Origin of the sequence: Gimesia sp. (genome assembly GCF_040219335.1) — a bacterium.
In the GTDB taxonomy this organism is placed as follows: domain Bacteria; phylum Planctomycetota; class Planctomycetia; order Planctomycetales; family Planctomycetaceae; genus Gimesia.
This window is the reverse complement of the sequence record NZ_JAVJSQ010000031.1, coordinates 77,879-97,466: the sequence shown is the minus strand read 5'-3', so window position 1 is coordinate 97,466 and position 19,588 is coordinate 77,879. Positions and strand designations below refer to the sequence as shown.

General features: G+C 53.5%; 21 protein-coding genes. 10 read left to right on the top strand and 11 right to left on the bottom strand.

Features of this window, described 5'->3' with window-relative positions:
• The gene (locus RID21_RS25320; protein ID WP_350193792.1) at positions 1-393 is read right to left on the bottom strand and encodes a TspO/MBR family protein; all 393 of its coding nucleotides are present in this window, start codon (positions 391-393) and stop codon (positions 1-3) included.
• Positions 394-661: 268 nt separating this feature from the next.
• Here RID21_RS25320 and RID21_RS25315 point away from each other — a divergent pair, with 268 nt between their 5' ends.
• From RID21_RS25315 to RID21_RS25270, 10 genes are all read left to right on the top strand, one after another.
• Positions 662-1,732: a DUF1559 domain-containing protein gene (locus RID21_RS25315; RefSeq protein WP_350193790.1), complete on the top strand. Its 1,071-nt coding sequence runs from the start codon at positions 662-664 to the stop codon at positions 1,730-1,732.
• A 60-nt stretch (positions 1,733-1,792) separates the two neighbouring features.
• Positions 1,793-2,578, top strand: a complete 786-nt coding sequence (locus tag RID21_RS25310) for a phytanoyl-CoA dioxygenase family protein (protein ID WP_350193788.1) — start codon at positions 1,793-1,795, stop codon at positions 2,576-2,578.
• A 9-nt stretch (positions 2,579-2,587) separates the two neighbouring features.
• The gene (locus RID21_RS25305; RefSeq protein ID WP_350193786.1) at positions 2,588-3,868 is read left to right on the top strand and encodes an MFS transporter; all 1,281 of its coding nucleotides are present in this window, start codon (positions 2,588-2,590) and stop codon (positions 3,866-3,868) included.
• Position 3,869: 1 nt separating this feature from the next.
• Positions 3,870-4,967 (top strand): ArsI/CadI family heavy metal resistance metalloenzyme, encoded by a 1,098-nt coding sequence (locus tag RID21_RS25300; RefSeq protein ID WP_350193784.1) that lies wholly within the window; start codon positions 3,870-3,872, stop codon positions 4,965-4,967.
• A gap of 251 nt (positions 4,968-5,218) precedes the next feature.
• Positions 5,219-5,533, top strand: a complete 315-nt coding sequence (locus tag RID21_RS25295; RefSeq protein ID WP_145042370.1) for an ArsR/SmtB family transcription factor — start codon at positions 5,219-5,221, stop codon at positions 5,531-5,533.
• Positions 5,534-5,560: 27 nt separating this feature from the next.
• Entirely contained in the window at positions 5,561-5,923 is a 363-nt protein-coding gene (locus RID21_RS25290) for a DUF488 domain-containing protein (protein ID WP_350193782.1), read from the top strand.
• A gap of 60 nt (positions 5,924-5,983) precedes the next feature.
• Positions 5,984-6,304, top strand: coding sequence for an ArsR/SmtB family transcription factor (locus RID21_RS25285; RefSeq protein ID WP_350193780.1), 321 nt, complete (start codon positions 5,984-5,986; stop codon positions 6,302-6,304).
• Between the two features lie 65 nt (positions 6,305-6,369).
• Positions 6,370-7,608 (top strand): ACR3 family arsenite efflux transporter, encoded by a 1,239-nt coding sequence (gene arsB / locus RID21_RS25280; RefSeq protein ID WP_350193778.1) that lies wholly within the window; start codon positions 6,370-6,372, stop codon positions 7,606-7,608.
• Between the two features lie 54 nt (positions 7,609-7,662).
• On the top strand, positions 7,663-8,082 hold the full coding sequence (locus RID21_RS25275) for an arsenate reductase ArsC (RefSeq protein ID WP_145188815.1): 420 nt from the start codon (positions 7,663-7,665) through the stop codon (positions 8,080-8,082).
• A 28-nt stretch (positions 8,083-8,110) separates the two neighbouring features.
• On the top strand, positions 8,111-8,602 hold the full coding sequence (locus RID21_RS25270; RefSeq protein WP_350193776.1) for an ArsI/CadI family heavy metal resistance metalloenzyme: 492 nt from the start codon (positions 8,111-8,113) through the stop codon (positions 8,600-8,602).
• 2 nt (positions 8,603-8,604) lie between these two features.
• Here the strand turns inward: RID21_RS25270 and RID21_RS25265 are convergent, their stop codons facing one another.
• The 10 genes from RID21_RS25265 to RID21_RS25220 all read right to left on the bottom strand — a co-directional run bounded on the left by RID21_RS25265 (position 8,605) and on the right by RID21_RS25220 (position 19,484).
• The gene (locus RID21_RS25265) at positions 8,605-9,342 is read right to left on the bottom strand and encodes a LamG domain-containing protein (protein WP_350193774.1); all 738 of its coding nucleotides are present in this window, start codon (positions 9,340-9,342) and stop codon (positions 8,605-8,607) included.
• A gap of 290 nt (positions 9,343-9,632) precedes the next feature.
• Positions 9,633-10,397 (bottom strand): nucleotidyltransferase domain-containing protein, encoded by a 765-nt coding sequence (locus RID21_RS25260; RefSeq protein ID WP_350193772.1) that lies wholly within the window; start codon positions 10,395-10,397, stop codon positions 9,633-9,635.
• Complete coding sequence (locus RID21_RS25255) at positions 10,394-11,344, bottom strand: nucleotidyltransferase domain-containing protein (RefSeq protein WP_350193770.1); 951 nt, start codon at positions 11,342-11,344, stop codon at positions 10,394-10,396. The genes RID21_RS25260 and RID21_RS25255 overlap by 4 nt, the downstream gene beginning before the upstream one ends.
• 34 nt (positions 11,345-11,378) lie before the next feature.
• Positions 11,379-13,979 carry a polynucleotide kinase-phosphatase gene (locus tag RID21_RS25250; protein WP_350193768.1) on the bottom strand — a complete coding sequence of 867 codons (2,601 nt, stop codon included), beginning with the start codon at positions 13,977-13,979 and terminating at the stop codon, positions 11,379-11,381.
• 75 nt (positions 13,980-14,054) lie between these two features.
• Complete coding sequence (locus tag RID21_RS25245; protein ID WP_350193766.1) at positions 14,055-14,957, bottom strand: hypothetical protein; 903 nt, start codon at positions 14,955-14,957, stop codon at positions 14,055-14,057.
• Complete coding sequence (locus RID21_RS25240) at positions 14,950-16,353, bottom strand: 3' terminal RNA ribose 2'-O-methyltransferase Hen1 (RefSeq protein ID WP_350193764.1); 1,404 nt, start codon at positions 16,351-16,353, stop codon at positions 14,950-14,952. Before RID21_RS25240 ends, RID21_RS25245 begins: the two co-directional genes overlap by 8 nt.
• A 27-nt stretch (positions 16,354-16,380) precedes the next feature.
• Positions 16,381-17,493 (bottom strand): AAA family ATPase, encoded by a 1,113-nt coding sequence (locus tag RID21_RS25235; RefSeq protein ID WP_350193762.1) that lies wholly within the window; start codon positions 17,491-17,493, stop codon positions 16,381-16,383.
• The gene (locus tag RID21_RS25230; RefSeq protein WP_350193760.1) at positions 17,490-18,230 is read right to left on the bottom strand and encodes an RNA ligase family protein; all 741 of its coding nucleotides are present in this window, start codon (positions 18,228-18,230) and stop codon (positions 17,490-17,492) included. Before RID21_RS25230 ends, RID21_RS25235 begins: the two co-directional genes overlap by 4 nt.
• Before the next feature lie 188 nt (positions 18,231-18,418).
• Positions 18,419-18,586 (bottom strand): SEC-C metal-binding domain-containing protein, encoded by a 168-nt coding sequence (locus RID21_RS25225; RefSeq protein WP_350194479.1) that lies wholly within the window; start codon positions 18,584-18,586, stop codon positions 18,419-18,421.
• 100 nt (positions 18,587-18,686) lie between these two features.
• Complete coding sequence (locus RID21_RS25220; protein WP_350193758.1) at positions 18,687-19,484, bottom strand: DUF6193 family natural product biosynthesis protein; 798 nt, start codon at positions 19,482-19,484, stop codon at positions 18,687-18,689.
• Between the last annotated feature and the right edge of the window lie 104 nt (positions 19,485-19,588).

The following is a 19,588-nucleotide window of genomic DNA, read 5'->3' as shown; positions in this document are numbered from 1 at the left end:
TCAATTCATCCAGAAAATACTGACCTGGATCGTCGTAGCGATGGAAACCCAGATCAGATAAGGGATCTGAGCCAACGCGACCCAGCGGGAGCGAGGCCAGATCGAGTAAATTATCCAGAGGATTGTAGACCAGACGACCAGAATATCCAGTGTAGCCAGAGGCACATTTCTCAAACCGAAAAACAGCGGGGTGAAGCTCAGATTGGCAATCAGATTAATCGCGAAAGGCATTACTGTTGCTGCAGGATAGCGACGCCGTGCTGTCTGGTAAAAGACGTAACCGAATGAGATCAGGATGATCGGATAGAGTATCTGCCAGATCAGACTGATGGTTCCCGGGGACGGCGTCCATTCCGGTTTGGAGAGTGTGTTGTACCATTCCATCCAGGTCATGTTGTTGAAACCACAGATTGATAAAGTGCTGGCTGGGTTAGTAATAGTCCTGCTTCTATTATTGTTCCGCGGGCAGGTTTATTAAGGGTTTGTTTACCTGGAAAAAATGAAAAGGGATGATTTATGACAAATATCTCTCTAAATCAGCAACCTTAATGGCCAAGCGGTTTCATCAGAAAAATAAAAAAAATAGATCATTGACACCTGCAGGAGCGATCTATATTCTGACGATCATAAGAATGTAATATTAATTGCATTGGAGAACATGATGAGTCAGAACAGAGAACAGGTGCGACCGCAGATGCGTCGCGGTTTTACTTTGATTGAACTGCTGGTCGTGATTGCGATCATCGGCATTTTAATTGCGTTGCTGTTGCCTGCAGTTCAGCAGGCACGGGAAGCTGCCCGGCGGGCGCAATGTAAAAGTAATCTCAAGCAACTGGGAATCGCCCTGCACAATTATGCGAGTGCACACAGCGTGTTTCCACCGAACCTGATTCCCGGGGGAAAACCAGGCTCGGGTGGATATATCGGTTATTTCCAGGGGAACTGGGGTGTGATGGCTTATCTGACTCCCTTCCTGGAACAGACGGCCGTTTACAATCTGCTGAATCTGGAATCCCCCACATATGCCAATTCGGGGAGTGCCTGGATCATCGCCGACAATAATAACCAACTGGCGGCCTCGACGTTAATCAATCTCTATCTCTGTCCCTCTGATATTTCGCGCAAGGTGTCTACCGCTTATGGTGTGACCGGGGGAATCGGACCCACGAATTATGCAGCCAGTATGGGCAGTGGTCTGGATGCGACCGGTGGCGTAGAGCATGGTTCCCCCTATCGTTCAGATGGCGTCTTCTATGCCGACTCCAGTACCCGTTTTCGTGATATTACTGACGGGACCAGCAACACAGCGGCGATGTCAGAGAGTCTGATCGGAGAGGGGGCGGAGACAACGGGAGCCGCCCCTGGTTCGGAGAAAAAATATTATCGAAATCTGGCTTTCGGTTCGTTGATCAGTGATGCCAACTGCGCTGCTGCGACAACGTGGAACCAGTCTAACGAACGCCAGTTCGCCTGGTATTCGGGCGAAATACGTTGCGCCTCCTATAACCACTACTATGGCCCCAATTCCAAGAACTACGACTGCGTGGCCAACGCGACTGCCAGCGAGGGATACATCGCCTCTGGCTGGAAAGCGGCCCGCAGCAATCATACGGGAGGTGTGAATCTGCTGCTCTGTGACGGTGCGGTCCGCTTTATCGGTGACAGCATCGACGGGAATCTCTGGCGGAGTCTGTCTACCCGATCTGGTGGGGAAGTGCTGGGTGAGTTCTGAAACGGAGCGTTGAGTTTTACTACCGGTCCAAATTCATCAGACCTGACGGCGGGAGACACGATGGTGCAGCTTGAAGAACGACGCGTTTTACGGGACTCTGAGTATTCTCGATGGAAGCAGGATGGTTTCCTGATTCTTCGCGGTTTATTCGAGGCGGAAGAGATGCAGGCCCTCTCTGAGGAAGCATGGAAACTGACTTACCAGAGCGATCTGATTGATAAGCATAATTTACGCTGTCGTTTCCAGCAGACCCATGATGACCGCGACTGTTTGTGGGAAACGTTTGACCCGGTGATCGATCTCAGTCCGTTGATCCGAAAGTCTGCTTTCGATCCGCGACTGCTGGATGTGCTGCACGATTTGTATGGGGAACGAGCCTGTCTCTTCAAGGATAAGCTGATCTTCAAACAACCGGGAACAAAAGGGTATGAACTGCATCAGGACTGGATCGCCTGGCCCGGTTTTCCACGCAGTTTTCTGACCGTACTGATTCCGCTTGATACCGCGAATGCTTCGAATGGCTGCACAGAAGTCTTTCCCGGCTACCATCAGCAAGGCTCTCTTTCGCCGGAAGATGGTACCTATCATCGCCTGCCCGCTGAAACGGTGGATGAGTCCCGGGTGGTGCCCCTGGAACTCGAACCGGGAGACATAGCGATTTTCGATGGTTTCACTCCGCATCGCTCCGGTCCCAATCTGTCCCCCTCTTGGAGACGTCAGTTGTACCTGAGTTACAACGCATTTTCAGATGGGGGACAGCAGCGGACAGCACATTACGAAGAATTTCAGGTATATCTGCGCAAGCGTTATGCGGAGTATGGCCTCACGAACACCTGGTTTAAATGAGTCGAGTTCATGTCAACTGAGACCCGCATCCCTCCACAATCCGAAATCTTGCCAGCCTCCATTTCCGGATTTTCAGGCTATCGCTGGCTGATGGTCGTGGTGGCTGCTGTCGCTATGGTGGCGACACTCCCGGGGCGTACTCATGGACTGGGAATGATTACAGAGCGTCTGCTGAATGATCCGGATTTTCAGTTGACACGGGCCAGTTACGGAATGATCAACCTGTGGGCGACGCTATGGGGAGCACTGTTCTGCCTGGGGGTTGGGCAGTGCATTGACCGTTACGGAATTCGGCTTACGCTGACGGTTGTGATGGGCCTGCTGGGAGCCGTCGTAGTGGGGATGTCCACGGTAACATCGGTCTGGCTGCTGTTTCTGGCGATCATGTTGACCCGCGGCTTCGGGCAGAGTGCCTTGTCGGTCGTGAGTATCACGATCGTCGGCAAATGGTTTGATAAACAGGTCAGTCTGCCGATGGCGATCTATTCAGTGTTGATGTCGGTGGGATTCATCGCGGCGGCACTTTTGGGGCGGGAGTGTGCCGACCTCAACTGGCGTGTCTTCTGGTCCGGGACAGGCTGGATCATTCTGGGAGCGACTGTTGTGCTGGGACTCATCACCCGCGACCGTCAGGCACCACCTGCGGATGCAACAGAAAGCAGATCACCCGAGAACCAACCGGAACAACAGAGTTATACACTGCGACAGGCCATGCGAACGCCGGCGTTCTGGGTGTTCGCCTCCGGAATCTCTCTGTATGGCATGATCGTTTCGGGGATTTCATTATTTAATGAGTCAATCCTGGCCGATCAGGGATTCAGCAAAGAGGTCTATTATAACTCACTCGCATTGGGAACCGGCGTCGGGATGCTCAGTAACCTGCTCGCCGGCGCTCTCGGATTGAAATGGTCATTCAATCGATTGCTTGCGCTCTCGTTATTCATGTTGTCCGGTTCGATGATCTGGTTGACTCGACTGAAGACCAGCGGCGATGTGGCAGGCTATGTTATCGTGAGTGCTTCCGCTGGCGGCATACTGACTGTGATGTTCTTTTCGGTCTGGCCGGCTCTCTATGGACGCAACCACCTGGGACGAATTCAGGGGCTGGCACAGATGATGACCGTGCTGGCTTCGGCACTGGGCCCCCTGGTGTTTGCACAGTGTAAGACGCTGACAGGTTCTTATCACTCCTTATTGTATCTGCTGGCGGCTTGCCTGTTCTGCGCCGCGGTAATTGGCTGGCTGACTCCGCTTCCACAAATTAAATCCTCTTCGACAGGAGTTTCATAGCATGACATTCTCTGATACAGAACAACCGGTTCACTTTCATATCTCCCTGAATGTCGCTGACATTCCACGCTCCGTTGCCTTTTTTGCGAAGGTGTTTGGCATTCCCGCGACAAAACAGCGGGAAGACTACGCCAAATTTGAGCTAAATAATCCGCCACTCACACTGTCGCTGGAGCCGGTCGATCCCGGAGAACGCGGGGCATTGAATCACCTGGGGTTTCGGTTGAACAGCGCCGAAGAACTGGTGGCACTGCAGCGCCGACTCGAACTGGCAGGTATCTCCAGTCAACGTGAAGAGGGGGTTGAGTGCTGTTATGCAAAACAGTCGAAATTCTGGTTACATGATCCGGATCAGAATCTGTGGGAGATGTATCTGCTGGAAGGAGATCTGGAACACCGGGGAGCAGGACAGGTGCCGGAAGCGGTGCGCGGGGAAACGAAAGCGAATGCTGCTGGACCAACTTCCAAGGCAATTGTCTGTTCAACAGGACGGGATCAGAACGCACAACAGAAGTGGGCGCATCGTCTGGGCCAGCCCCTGGAGATCCCTGCCGATTTAACTCCTGAGTCTCTGGACGATGTCGCCTTACAGGGAAGCTTCAATGCAGAGGGGACCGCTGACGAGGTGCGACCGTTTCTGAAACAGGTTGCGAACTGTCTGAAACCGGGAGGGACACTCAACCTGCATTGTCTGACGGGGGACCGGCGGGTGACTGAAGCTCTTAACCTCGCGGGACCTGCGAGTGTGGTGAAGCAGGTTCCCGTTCTGGAATCGCTGCTCGCAGATCTCGAAGCGGCGGGCTTTGAGAGGATCAGCCTGACGACATATCGCAGACAGCCCTGTTTTACAGTAGGGGAGGCCGAGCTGCGTGAGACCAGGTTGCAGGTGCGCAAGCCGGAACCAGTCAGTGAATCGCAGGTGAATGTGGTTTATCTGGGGCCCTTCGCTGAGCTGTCACTCGATCAAGGTTTGACGCTGAAGCGAGGGCGTCAGACAATGTTGCCGGCTAATGTCTATCAGCAGTTGCAGGCCTCTTCGCTGGCAGAGTCGGTGCTTGAAATCGAGGCTGCAGCCAGTCCGATTTCCTGTTCCAGCTGAGATCCGTAGAAGCGATTCTTTAACTTAGTCCACGGTGATAGGAATAAAACAGACCACACTGATAAATTACACAGGCTGTACAGCAACTGGGGAAAAGTGGCAGAAAACCGGTTTCCCATTTACTGGAGCTGTCCCTGCGCGGTGTTTATGCTACAATCAGGTCCAGAATCCCCGCGCAGGCTGATTGCCGCGGCTGTCCGCCTGATGAAGGAACAGGGGAGGATTTCCTGTCTTGCAGCGATGGTAACAACATGTCTAAAGATCGGCTCCAATCCGACTTGTGTGCTGAAAAACTGAAAGCATTGGGAGAGCCGATTCGGCTCCGCATCATTGACCTGCTTCGTGATGGCGAACGGACTGTCAGTCAGATTGCCGAAGCACTCGAAGAAGAAGTGGTCAATATTTCGCATCACCTGGGCATTCTGTATCACGCCCGACTGGTCACAAAACGCAAAGAGGGACGGTTCGTCGTCTACAATCTGCACCCTGAAGTAGCCGCCGTCAGCAAAGCGGGCAAACAGCACCTCGACTTCGGCTGCTGTCGCCTCGAAGTACCTGACGCCTGATCCCAGACACTCTCTAAGAGCGATCCCATGACCAGCAGGATCCAGATCAAGCGGGTTTACGAGGAGGCCCAAGCCGGAGATGGCTTGCGGGTGCTCGTGGACCGTCTCTGGCCCCGTGGTGTGGCCAAAGAGAAAGCCGCCATTGATATTTGGGCGAAAGAACTGGCTCCCTCCACCGAATTACGGAAATGGTTTCACAGTCATTCCGATCAATATCAAGAGTTCACGGTACGCTATCGGGTGGAACTGGATGAGCGACTGCCTGAACTGCAGGAGCGGATCGCCGAATTCTCACAACCCCGGTTGACGCTGGTGACTTCCGTGAAAGAACCGGAACGCAGTCATGTGCCGGTGCTTCAGAGATTTCTCCAGGCTCAGTTTTCCGATTAAACCATTCTGGTATTCAGTGTTGACGTATAGGATGCTGAAGGGTAATATGGTCATATTGCCATGGACGAAAAAACACGCCAACAATATGAAGCCCGAGCCAAAATCGCCAAGGCGATGGCTCATCCCAGTCGGCTGCTGATGCTGGATCTGCTCCAGAATCAGGAGTTATGTGTGGGAGATCTGACTGAGCAGGTGGGGGCAGATCAGTCCACGGTTTCCAAGCATCTGGCAATCTTGAAAGATGTGGGACTGGTGGCGGCGCGCAAACAAGGGGCGCTCAATTATTATCGAGTGACCTGCGGCTGTCTGGATGGATTCTTTTCCTGTATGGAAACGGTGTTACTGTCAGACCTGGAAGCTCGGAAACAGTCACTCAAGTAATTTTTTTAAACTAAATATGGTTATATGGCGTAATTGCCATGGATAGCATGAGGAGCAGAGACGAAATGTCTGCAGACGCCAACAGCGAGAGAGTTACTTCTGGCCAGGGAATCAGCTTCTTTGAACGCTATCTTTCGGTATGGGTCGCACTCTGTATTGTGGCTGGGATTGTACTGGGGAAACTGGCTCCCGGGATTGCCCTCAAGCTGGACAGCATGGCGATCTATGTCAACGAAGCTCCTGTGGTGTCGATTCCGATTGCGGTCTGCCTGTTTTTCATGATGTATCCGATCATGGTGAAAATCGATTTTGCCGAAGTTTTGAAAGCCGGCAAAGCAGTGCGTCCGGTCGGCCTGACTCTGTTTATCAACTGGGCGATTAAACCGTTTACGATGTATGCGATTGCCAGTTTTTTCCTGGGAACACTGTTTTACCAGTTCATTGGCCCCGATGCGGTGGATTATGTCAAAATGCCCTTCGGACTGGACCTTTCTGTGGGAGCCGTTTATGGATCCGGCAAAGTCGTGCTGGTAGATGGGGTGAAAATGCTGGAAGTGCCGCTCTGGCGGAGTTACCTGGCAGGCTGCATTCTGTTGGGGATCGCTCCCTGTACCGCCATGGTGCTGGTCTGGGGTTTTCTGGCGAAAGGCAACGATGGACATACGCTGGTCATGGTGGCGATCAATTCGCTGACGATGCTGTTGTTATTCGGTGTTCTGGGCGGCTTTCTGCTGGGGGTGGGAAAACTGCCTGTTCCCTGGCAGGCGTTGTTGCTTTCCATTGGAGTTTATGTCGCGTTCCCGCTGGTTGCCGGGTTCTTCTCTCGAAAATGGTTAATAGCCACTAAAGGGGAAGTCTGGTTCAAGGAAAAGTTTCTGCATACGCTGACACCAGTCACGATTACCGCTCTGCTGGTCACTCTGATCCTGCTGTTCTCTTTCAAAGGGGAAACGATTCTCAGTAATCCCCTGACGATTCTCTGGATTGCGATCCCGCTGTTGATTCAGACGATTGTGATTTTTGCCTTGGGATACTTTTTGTCAAAAGTACTGGGGCTTAGCTATGAAAACGCAGCACCGACTGCGATGATCGGCGCTTCCAATCACTTCGAAGTTGCGATTGCAACCGCCACAATGCTTTACGGACTTTCTTCGGGGGCAGCGCTGGCAACCGTGGTGGGAGTATTAATTGAAGTGCCGCTCATGCTCGCGCTGGTCAGGTTCTGTCTCAAAACGCAGGACTGGTTTCCACATCAGACAAGTGCGGTGAATTCTGAAACTGATATCAATCAAACCGCTGGATGATTAACAACGGATATTCAAACTAAATATAAAGTTGGATCTTGATAAGGAACTATGATGAAACGCGTATTAGTGTTATGTACCGGTAACTCCTGTCGTTCCCAGATGGCCGAAGAGCTCTGGGAGTTTTTAGGGCAAGGAGAGTGGGAGGCGGAGTCGGCTGGTTCGAAGCCTTCGGGTTATGTGCATCCCCTGGCGATCGAAGCGATGCGGGAACTGGACATTGATCTGTCAGAGAATACCAGTAAGCATCTCGATCAGTTTACCGAACAACAGTTCGACCTGGTGGTGACGGTCTGTGATAACGCAAAAGAATCCTGCCCGGTTTTCTCGGGAGCGACCCAAACCCTGCACTGGCCGTTTGATGATCCCGCTGATGCGACGGGAACCGATGAAGAAAAAATGAAAACATTCCGTCGTGTGCGGGATGAAATCAAAACCAAAATCCAGGCCTTTCTGGCCGACGAATCTGCTTAGGTTCACTTTCAATACGAGGGAGATGATTATGACTCAGGAATCAGCTGTCGACTTTCCGGGTAATTTCCGTGTGCATGTCGCCTTGACGGTTTCCGATCTGGCGCAGTCAAAAAAGTTTTACGAACTGCTGCTGGGGGTGGCCCCCAGCAAGGAACGTCCACGGTATGCGAAATTTGAACCGGTGGATCCTTCGGTAAATCTGACCCTGAATGAAGTAGATGGGGACGTCACCGTTGAAGGGGGTTCGGCTCACTTTGGGGTCCAGGTGAAATCCGTAGCGGAAGTGCATGCTGCCATCGAACGGTTTCAGGCCGCCGGGATTAAAACCATTACGGAAGAGGCGACGACCTGTTGTTATGCTGTGCAGGACAAAGTCTGGGCCGTGGATCCCGATGGTCATAAGTGGGAAGTGTTCGTCGTGTTGAAAGCAGATGCGAAAGATGAACTCTACGCACAGTCGGGCTGCTGTGGTCCGGAGATGGTGAATTTGACGGACTGCAACCAGTCGCAGGCAGACTGAACTTATTCTTCAGTCAGCAGAACCCACTTGGCATCGTGGATGGTACCGTTCCGTTTGTGTTTGGAGACATCCGCAAGCGTGGTCTGGTCTGGCTTTGAGAAGTCGAGCAGCAGCTCTGTATTCGCGTCCGGTGTAAATGATTGAGCAGGAGTAAATTCCTTGTCATAACGGACGACATTCGAGACGCGAAACATCCGCATGATTCCCTTGCCGAACAGGGCTGCCGGCTTGGTTTGTTCCTCGTCCCATTTTTCCTGAGCACCGAGAAAGAATTTTCGATCTGCAACGAACGGGCCTGGCTTGGGGGCGTTCTGTCGATGTACTTCTTTGCCGTTGACGTAAATGACCTGCTCGGTGCCGGTATAAATCATGGCGACATGATCCCAGCCTTCAACCGAGTTCGGGTCGACGCGGGTAGAATAATTGGTCCCGTTGTTACTTTCCCAGCCTGCAGAATGGCGGCTGGCCCGGATGGAAATCCAGATGCTGTTTTCGGGATCTCCCTGCTTACCTTCGCAACAGATGCGGCCGGTCCAGTCTTTGACCCAGGCTTCGATGGTAAAGGTATTCCATGCGGTGAAATTCAGATGGGGCAGAGTGACATAGCTGTCTCGGCCGTCAAATTTCAGTCCGTAGTATTCGCCTTTTACCTGTTCTGGTTCCTGTGCAGTTAACTCTATAGAAAGTCCGGTGGCACAATAGATAAAAAGCGTGATCAACAATAGAGTTGTAGATCGCATGAATTTGTTCCTGTCACTTAGCACCTGGGTGAACGCTGGTGCTGGAAATCTGTCCTGTTTCCAATCGATTTTACTCAGAGAAGTTGACTTCAACAGAAATGAGTCAGCGAAAATTACGTATTTTACAGGAATTTAACAAAAAAGTTGTTAACGTTTTGCTTTATACAAATGTAAATGTTCGAGTTTCTGCAGACGAGTCGAAGCGGCAGATTTCATGCTCCGTGAATTAGATAGACGCTCGTTCTCAAACGAAAACGAGCGTCTCTCAGTTTCTGGTTCGAATAGTCCGATCAGGATTCTATGCGCTGAGCCAGACGGATCCGGACCAGCAGGTCATTTAACGCATCACCCGAACTTGGCTTTTCGGGCAGGCTGGTGGTTTCCATCGCCTGTTCCAGTTCGCCTACAAGCCGCTGGTATTCGCGTCTATGGAACTCCATGTCGGCGGCATCCAGCGTGGAACGTTCAGAACCTTCCAGCTTGCGTTCGATCAGCTCGGGGATGTAGGATAACCGCGATTCTTCATTCAACAGGATCAGGTTCGGTTCCAGTTCGCCAGTGCGCATCAGATGCAGACCGGTGAGCAGGACCCGATATACGTAGAGCAGGGGCTTGACCCGGGGCGGATCTTCCTTCTGGAACAGTTTCCACTGTGTGGCTGCGAAACCCAGATAATGGTATGCGTGATACTTCGTCACACAGCCGGGCGCCAGTGCTTTCAGCTCTTCATACTCGGGAGTGGTCTGCAGAACCAGCGGCGAGAGCAGTTGCTCCAGCACGTAACCATTCTTTTTGAGCATGAGTTGAAAGAACTTGCCCACATCGTGTGTGACCAGATCGATTTCCAGGCCGTCATCGACACGCGAACGCTCCACCGTGACCTGACCTTCTTTCAGACCGATGACGGTCTCCAGCGGCAGTATGTGTACGCCGCGGAGATCGTAATCAGAATCAGGAGAAGGAAAGCCATAAATATGTGATCCGCTGATGGTAGCGAACAGCAGGGGATAAGGATGTTCCTTAAGCTGTTGTTCAAGTCGGGGATCGAAGTTCACGGCAGTACCTCCTGCGTCGCCAGTCGACGCGCTTTGATGAGATAATTATTCGCAGTTTCATAATCGGGGCGGGCCGGTAGTCTGGTCTGCTCCAGCGCCTGTTCAAATTCCTTGTGCAGGCTCTTCCGCCATTTCTCGGTTTCGTCCCAGGGGACTTCTCCCCGCTTGATGGCCAACAGCTGCTCCCGCTGTGGTCCCACGTCGACGACGACATAGCCTTCACGCAGGAGGGTGACTCCCGAGATCAACAGCCGGATCAGGTGCATCACATGTTTCCATTTGACCTTCCCCTGGTTCTTGATATCGGTCTGCATCTTTTTGAACTGCGACATCACATAACCGTTGTAGGTCTGATAGACGATGCGCGTCAGAAAGATTTCCCGCAGATCCAGCAGTTCCCGGCCGAGGGGCGTGACCTGTTCGACCAGGGGAGTATAGAGGCACTCCAGGACGTTCGGGTTCGCTTTCAAAGCCAGGACCAGAAACTTCTGCAGCTCCCAGTAGGTTTCCTGCGTTTCGTGGCAGTCCAACTGTTCGGGAACACCGTACAGCGACCACTGCAGTTCCGCGGGCGGCAGGTAGACGCCGCGATAATCGGTGTCGGACTGCTCATCCTCAAGACCAAAGGCCCGGGAGCCAATGATGCACTTGAAGATCACGCGGGAGAACAGGTCGCTACGGTTTGCGTTGATCTCGCTGTTGCCGATCTCCCCCTCTTTGAATTGAGCGAGCAGTGTCAGCTCGTCTGCTTTGAGGGCGACTTCGACACCATCGGGAAACTTAACGCGATACGAGTGATCCAGATCACGCGGCGCACGCACTACCACACCAACCGATCCCCGCGGATGCTGAGTACGACCGTTCGGCCCGATGATATCCCGGACTGTGACCACCTGTGTGCCGTCAGAATAGATCAGGTTCGGCTGATAGTGGACGCGCTTGTTCATGGTTTCACTTCCTGTTTTCGCTTGGGGCGAAGTTTTACAGTCGGGGATCGACCGGCTCACTTTCCAAAGCCAGCACCCCGAACACACATTCATGGACCCGCCTGAGCGGTTCCCGGTTCACAAATCGTTCCAGGGCTTCAATGCCCAAGGCGAATTCACGCTGTGCCAGCGATCGTTTGCGGTGTAGACCCCGTTTACGCAGGCGAGTCAGATTTTCTTCCGCGTCGTAATCCGGACCATAGATAATCCGCAGATACTCTTTCCCCCGGCACTTGATTGCGGGCTGTACCAGTCCTTTGGGCCCCCGCTGGACCCATTCCAGGGGTTTGACCACCATCCCTTCTCCTCCCGTGCCTGTCAACCCCGACCACCAGTCGATGCCGGACTGCACGCTGTCATTGTCGGTCAGGTCGACTTTCAACGATGGCGTTGCCAGCAGCAGTTTCTCATCTTGCGCACAGATGCGTGCAATGGTCTGCATGTGCCAGTCATGATTCTGGTCGATGTGAACTCTGCCCTCGGTGGCCAGCAGGTGAAACGGAGCCAGCTTCAAGTCATCCAGTGTTTCCACGGGCCAGCAATAGTGGCGATAGGCGCGCACGAATTCCTCGATCGCAGTTTCCCGATGACGGAAGTGGCTTGCGATTTCTGCAGCATACGAGGCTTCGTCGGCAGTCAGTCGTGCTGTTGCCTGTTCCAGTGCAGCGACGACCGGGGGTAACGCTGCTTTTCCCGCGGCACCCACGGCTGCGTACTGCGACTGCAGCAGCGCCTGGGCTTTGGCCGACCAGGGCATCAGTTCGCAGTCGAAGCAGGCCCAGTCCGTCTGGAACTCATTCCAGAAGTCGGCGGCACTCAATGCCTGACGGACCCGTTCCAGGAAGGCGGCTTCCAGTTCAGACTGATTGAAGAAACGCCGCCCCGTCCGTGTGTAAACGATGCCGCGTTCTGCTTCCTGCACGCCGAACCGCTGGCGGGCTGTTTCCTGATCGCGACAGACGACAACCACGGCCCGCGAACCCATGTGCTTTTCTTCGCAGATCACCTGGGGGACTCCCTGGTTGCGAAAATACGCAAATGCTTCAGCCGGATGTTCCAGCAGTCCCGGTTCCGTGGAGGTTTCCGGCGGCGACATCGTCGGTGGCAGGTAGATCAGCCATTTCGGATTGGCGGCGAAGCGGCTCATGACCTCCAGGGCCGCGGTCGCGTTCTCCTCGCGAATGGTGATGTTCGTCTGCAGACGCGTTCTGATAAACCGCTTACCGGTAACATCCTGCAGGTCGAGCAGGTCGTCGTACTGCTGCTGAGCAGTTTGTGATGCTGCATCCGTATCCCGATACATGGGTTTGGCGTATTCGCAGTAGACTTCTTTCGCCGGTACGGAAATGAACTCTTTTTCCGGATAGCGGAGTGCCGTCAGGCGACCACCAAAGACACAGCCTGTGTCGATGTTGACGGTCCGGTTGAGCCACTCCGGATCGGGAACAGGAGTATGACCGTAGACTACATGCGCAGCGCCCCGGTATTCGGCGGCCCAGTTATAGCGCAGCGGAAAGCCAAATTCGTCGGTTTCGCCTGTCGTCTCGCCGTAAAGGGCGAACGAACGGACCTTACCCGAGCCCCGTCCCTGCAGGTCTTCTGTCATACCAGCATGGGCGACGACCAGTTTACCTTGATCCAGCACGAAATGACTGATCAGGCTGTCGAGGAATTCGGCCAGCGCCTGGCAGAACGGTTCCCGCGTCTCTGTTGGCATGGCTTCGATTTCAGAGACCGTCTCTGCGAGTCCGTGCGTCAGTTTGACATCTTTCCCTTTCAGCTTGCGGAGCAGCTTCATGTCATGGTTGCCGGGCACGCAGAGTGCCGTCCCCTGCTGGACCATGTTGCGTACAATCCGGACCGTATCCAGCGAACGCGGACCCCGGTCGACCAGATCGCCGAGAAAGACAACCTTGCGACCCTCGGGATGCGCATAACAGGCATCGCCCCACAGGGGCTCTGGTTCCTCAACGGAGGTCTGGGCATAACCCAACTCTTTGAGCAGCAGTTCCAGTTCGTCGCAGCAGCCATGAATATCGCCGATGATGTCGAAAGGGCCCTGTTCCTCACGACGGTCGTTCCAGAGGGGAACGCGTTCCAGGCGGGCAACGTCGATCTGTTCGACCGAGTTCATTTCAAACACATAACGAAAACCCTCGCGACGGAGTCGTTTCAGATTACGTTTTAACTGCGAACGCTGATTGCGGACCACGTGAGATCCAAATGAACGGTCGGGACGTTCCTGGTTCCGTGCATGGCAGATCTTTTCGGACAGGTTAAGCACGATAGCGACCGGCAGAAAGTGGTACTTCCGTGCCAGTTCGACCCACTGCGCGCGGGCCTCCTGCTGGACGTTGGTGGCGTCGACGACGGTCAGCCGTCCTGCTTTCAGGCGTTGGGAGACGATGTAACCCAGCAGTTCGAAGGCTTCCTTCGTGACATTCTGGTCGTTTTCGTCATCGCTGATCATCCCCCGGCATAAATCGGAAGAGATGACTTCGGTCGGCAGAAAGTGTTTTCGCGCAAACGTACTTTTGCCCGCCCCGCTGGGGCCGACGAGCACGACGAGTGAGAGTTTGGGGATTGAGATGTCCATTGGTAAATCGATAGATCTTTAATATGTATTTGAAAATAGATATTCATTATGGTTCTGAAACATCTTTACACAGTTTCAGACAGTCCATCCCTTGGAATCAGGGTTTCGCAGTAACTCAGGGAATTCTTTCACTCGCTCTCGGAGTAGAGCCTGGCAACCGGGTAAATCATTTTTGATACGTTCCGCCATCTGTGACTCAGTCGTATTGCTTAGCAGAACAGCCGCTTGTCGAATTAAATCATTGACAAATTCGACGGTCAGATTTGTGGTCAGATAATCTGTATTGTTATTGGCCCATCCGGATCCATAAATAAACGAGTCGTTTTCCCAGAAGTTTAATTCGATATTCTCCCATGATTTAAACAGAGGGTTTTCGTCATCGAAATAGAGTAATGCAGAAAAGTATTGAATCGCGGCTATCGCCTGACCGGGATGTTCCAGGGACCAGAGTCCTTCCCAGATCGGACTGATATCCGGTAGGATCAGCCCCAGAGAGTTGAATCGAAAGATCCAGCCTGCAGTAGGAACATCATTTCGAATTACCTGCAGTCTGGTTTCAGAAGTGACACTTTTAAGAAGACTGTCTCGAAAAAAAAGAGTCACCTCTTCAAGTTGTTTGCCGGTCAGCATTGTTTCGAAAACATTCCCTTGCAGAATTCCATAATGAAATTCGGAATCACCATGCGAACAGGATTTTGAATTCTGTAGAGTCTGATCCCAGTCCATCAGGCAGACTGGAAATAACCAGGCAAACAGTTCCGGCTGTAGTTTCATGTATGCCAGATCATGGTGATAGTACCATAAGTCACCAAAATCGATCTGGTCATAGGGAGTCTGCGCCAATTGCTCCAGTTTTTCATCGAATCCGTCAAATTGCGACTGCCAGACTTTATCTGGTGGATCAGGGTTATTGAAAATAGCGCGGACCCGTGCCCAGGTAATCGAAGAATCAAATGGTGGATTACTATTCTTACTCATTACGTTCAAACACTCCCATTTGTGTGGGTGCACCCACCGCTTTGTCTTCCGGACCAACGGGCAGGAAGCGGACAGCGTAACCGAATTGATCTGCAATGCCGGTGGCCCATGTCTGGAATTCGGACCGCGTCCATTCGAACCGGTGGTCGGCGTGACGCAGCTGGTCGGCGGGCAGGGTTTCCCACATCACATTATATTCCCGGTTCGGTGTGGTGAGCACGACGGTTTTCGGGCGAGCGAATTCAAACAGCATCCGTTCCAGCGCCGCCAGGCGGGACGGATCGAGGTGTTCAATCACTTCAACCAGGGCCGCGGCGTCGAAACCTTCGAGCCGACGATCGCGGTAAGTGAGCGAGCCGTGCAGCAGCTTCACCCGTTGCGCCTGTCGTTCCGGCAGCCGTTTCAGTTTGAGACGTTTCGCAGCGATCTCCAGCGAGCGCACCGAGATATCCAGACCGACGATCTGTTCGAACTGTCGATCGGACAGCAGTTCGCGGAGCAGCTTTCCTTCGCCACAGCCCAGGTCGAGCACACTTTGCGCACCGGAAGCCCGCAGGACGGCCATTACGCTGCCTAGTCGCTGCTGGTTCAGCGGAACCGCTTTGTCGAGAGGTTCTTCTGCTGTTTCATCATTTTCGTTTTCCAGTTCCGGATCTTCGGTCTCGGTTTCGTCGACCAGACGTGCCAGGGCTGTGAGGTACAGGCTCGGTTTAAACTTCAGGTAGCGACGACTGATCTGGTCTTTCAGAGGATGGTCGGCCAGCCAGCCCGCCCCTTTCTCTAATAGCTTTTCCAGTTCGTTCTCGCCGACGAAGTAATGTTTGCGGTTGTCGAAGACCGGAATCAGGACGTAGAGGTGGTTGAGCAGTTCCGAAAGTGTTTTCGTACCTGTCAGTGTGACGGAATAACAGGGACTCTCGCCCCAGTCCGGGAACTGTTCATCCAGTGGATAAGACTGGATGGCGACTTCGTAACCCAGTGGTTCGAAGATTTCGCGAATCAGATCTTCGCCGCCGCGTACGGGGAGGACGGCGATCTGTACCGTAAGTGGAATCGGCGTGCTGACCAGTTCCGGACGATCCTTGCAGCGCCCGTTAAGCGCGGATCCCAGGACCTGTGAAAGGGTGACACTCATGAAAGACGAAGCGACATAAGGCCGATCGTTGACGTACTGGTCGAGCAGGAACGACTGCTGATGTCCTTTGCCGCGGACCATCCCCACCGGATCGACGTCCAGCAGCAGGCAGGCGGTGCATTTTTCTTCGGAAACCGTAGGATAAAACAGGTGAGCGTTGCCGAAACTCAGTTTAAAGCTCTGAAAGCGGTCCGGGTGTTTGTGGAGCAGGTAGCTCAGATCACTGGCGGGTTGATGTGTCGTTGTGATAGATAAGAGCATGTTGGATTTCCAACTGTAGAGAAAGATTCAATGTGCATTGTAAGTCACTGTATGAGCCTCGGTCAGTGTGGGAGGTTCGACTTTTTCTGCCAGGCGTCGTATGACATTTTCCGGGACCGGCTGAGGACGCTGGCGATTCTGTTTCAATATCGTCTCCAGCGGCGGTTCCAGGTAGATCAGTTCGATGCGGGCACCGTAGTCGGCAAAGAGCTGCAGCCAGCGTTTTCTGATCTGCCGGGTCAGGTTGGTGGCGTTGAAAGCGAAATCAGCCTTGTTCCGTAAGAGTTCGCGACAGCGTTCCCGGGCGAGTTGTGCCACTTCTCCCTGGTTGTCTGTTGGCTCAACCCCCAGGTCATCGCGCACGTCATCCAGCGAGACGACGGGCAGATCCGTGTGGTGCCGTGAGAGCCACGTGTCTTTCCCTGCGCCGGGCAGGCCGGAGAGCATGGTGACCGTGCCGTTGAACTCTTCATGAGGCACATAATGCACGTTCGGTTCGGGTGAGTGATAAAACAGGAAGCGCGCCTGATCATTGGCGAACGGGTAGGGTTGATCGAAGCAGTGCTGTTCCTCGGCGATCATTTTCCAGAACCGCAGATGTTCTTCGGGACGCGACATGCTGTCGGTGGTTCGTCCGCGGGTGTCGGTCAGGGCGAACAGGTAGAGCAGTCGATGGTTGACCAGCCAGGAGAGGAAAATGACTTCCTGCTCCGGATTCGGTTTTTCCAGCAGAAAAGCGGGACGACCATGATAGCGGACCAGCCGGCAGATGATTTCGCGGGTTTCCAGGTCGCAGTCCAGATCGCGCAGAACATTTCGCGCCAGGTATTCTCCCTTCACGGCATGTTTGGGCGAACGCAGTCGGCCGGTTTCGGGATCGAGTTGCGTGGTCAGCGGTTTGGCGGCGTCGTGCAGGAGTGCGGTGAAGATCAGAATGGACTGTTCCCGGTTTGATAAGCCAGACCACTCAGTCAGTTGGGGCAACTGGCGGCAGACGAGTTGGGTATGCGTCCAGACATCCCCTTCGGCGTGCCACCGGGCATCCTGCGCGCAGTCCGACATCGCCTGGCACCAGGGCTGCGTGGCAGCCCAGTTCAGGATCTCATCCAGAGTCGATGTTGTCAGTGTCTGCCAGTTCATGACCAGATATCTGCCTGTCTGGAGAGCAGGTTGGGAACCATGGCCTGGTGTTGCCAGTGGCTGCTCTGTTTGATTTTTTCTACAAATTCGAGACGGACAAATTTGGACCTGCCGGTGACGGCTGCGCCCGCTTCGGTGCGGAGATAAACGCCTTCCATCAGGTTGTCCGTGTTGTTGGTAAGTGGATTGTCAAAGACACTGTCAAAGGCAGACTGGCCAATCAGCGTCTCCAGGTCTTTGCGTGCCAGCGGGCCGGTATGGATCACGGGGACCGTTTCGATGCCGGTGCCTGCGAGCAGTTCCAGTCGACAGGCAAGGCTGAGAAAGACCTGTTGTACTTTATCGTAAATGTCAAATTCAAAGAAGTAGTGCGGCAGGCTGCGATAATGAATTGAGTGCCGGGCGTAGACCCATTCGCCGAACAGGATGAACCGGTCTTCCAGCATCTGTTCCAGGACCGGCCGTTTGACCATGGCCCATTGTTTGAACAGATCGTATTGCGGGTGCATGCCTTCGTTAATCAGGTGGCCCCGGCACTGCAGAACGAGTTCTCCTGTGGGAGCGAAATGGAGTCCGACGTTGGTGCCGTCAATCTTTTCCTCCACGATGAGAGACGGATCGGCAATGAACTGCAGCGAAGCCTGTTCGCTGAGCCGTTTGTCGTCTGCCGTCCCCGTAGAGCCGAACAGATGAGGTGTCCGCGGATATTTCACAAATTGATCGTGGGAACTGCCCATCGGTCCGGACTCTCTTTAACAAAAGTGAAGGGGATGTATCAGCTTCAGCCGTTTCAGTATGCGCAGACTCTCTATGTCGATTCTGGCAGAAAACGGCTGACGTGAAAACTCAGTGACGGAAAACCGGCGCACAGTAATTCCTGCGCACGGTTGTTATTCTCTGAAAAAAGTGATTGCGGTTCACGCCGTCAAAAGCAGCCCCGCGTGAGGCAGCACTTTATGAAGCGCTGGCCTGAGCCGCAGGGGCATAAATCGTTGCGACCTAGTTTTTCTTCGAGCAGCTTGTCGCCATGCACGATGCGGATGCCCCGTTTGACTTGTGTTTCAGACGGGAAGCCTGTGCGGCGTTTGCTCATCGTTTCAAAAAAATGGCCGATCATCGAATTCGGAATAGTTCATAGCACACCTCCGATAGGTCAGAGAACAGAGTGGTTTGAGAAGGAAGACACGTGCATTTCAGAGGGGTTCGCTGAAATATTGAAAGTTCGTTTCGGTGCATAACAGGGCGGGGCCACAGTTGCGGGGTAGATAGCGTACGACAATCCGCGCTGCGATGACCGCGGGACCTTCTCCCAGATAGCGTTCCCGTAGAAATACCTCGTAGTAACCCGGGACCACTGCATGAGACTTGAATTTCTGTTTGGCTCTGACGTGCGGACAATCCCGGGTGAATGGGTAATGTGTGCAGCGGCTGAAACATAAGTTCCACATGCTGGTAAAGGGGAAGAGTTGTCGCAACTCCGGGGTGGCTTTTGCGACCTGATAAAAATCAAACAGGTTCAAGCCGAGGGGATCATCAGCGAGATGCGTGTCATATTTGGCCCATCGCTCATCGACAACTTTGTGTGCCGATATGCGGGGGAAGACCTGTACCGAACCGACGCCGCGTGCATGCGCCAGATCTGCAGAATCCATCTGTTGCAGTACCCAGAGCCGGAACAGATGAGCCACTTCTTCGAGATGTGACGTCTGCAGTCGCGCCCTGGGGATTTCGTATTCGCTGCAATGACAGGTAAATAAGCGTCTGTCTGCAGCGCAGGTCAGATAGATCGAGCGTTCTGTGTTTGCGAAAGTGACGTTCCAACGGGAATACTTGAGCAAAACGCTCTGCTCATCGGGGGCTAGAGAGGGGTTTTTTATGCTTTCCTGGTAGGGAACGACGCGCAGCATGATGTCTGTCTCGCCCAGTTTCTGACACAGGAGCAAGGCCAGGCTATCGGTAGCCGTCAGTTCGGGATAATGCGGATCTGTCATTGCAGTACATCGTGCTTCTTTTAAGACAACGTTGTTTTCATAATAACTGAAGACAAACCTCAGTTACCAGTGACACTTTAGTATTCCCGATTCTTCCAGTTCCG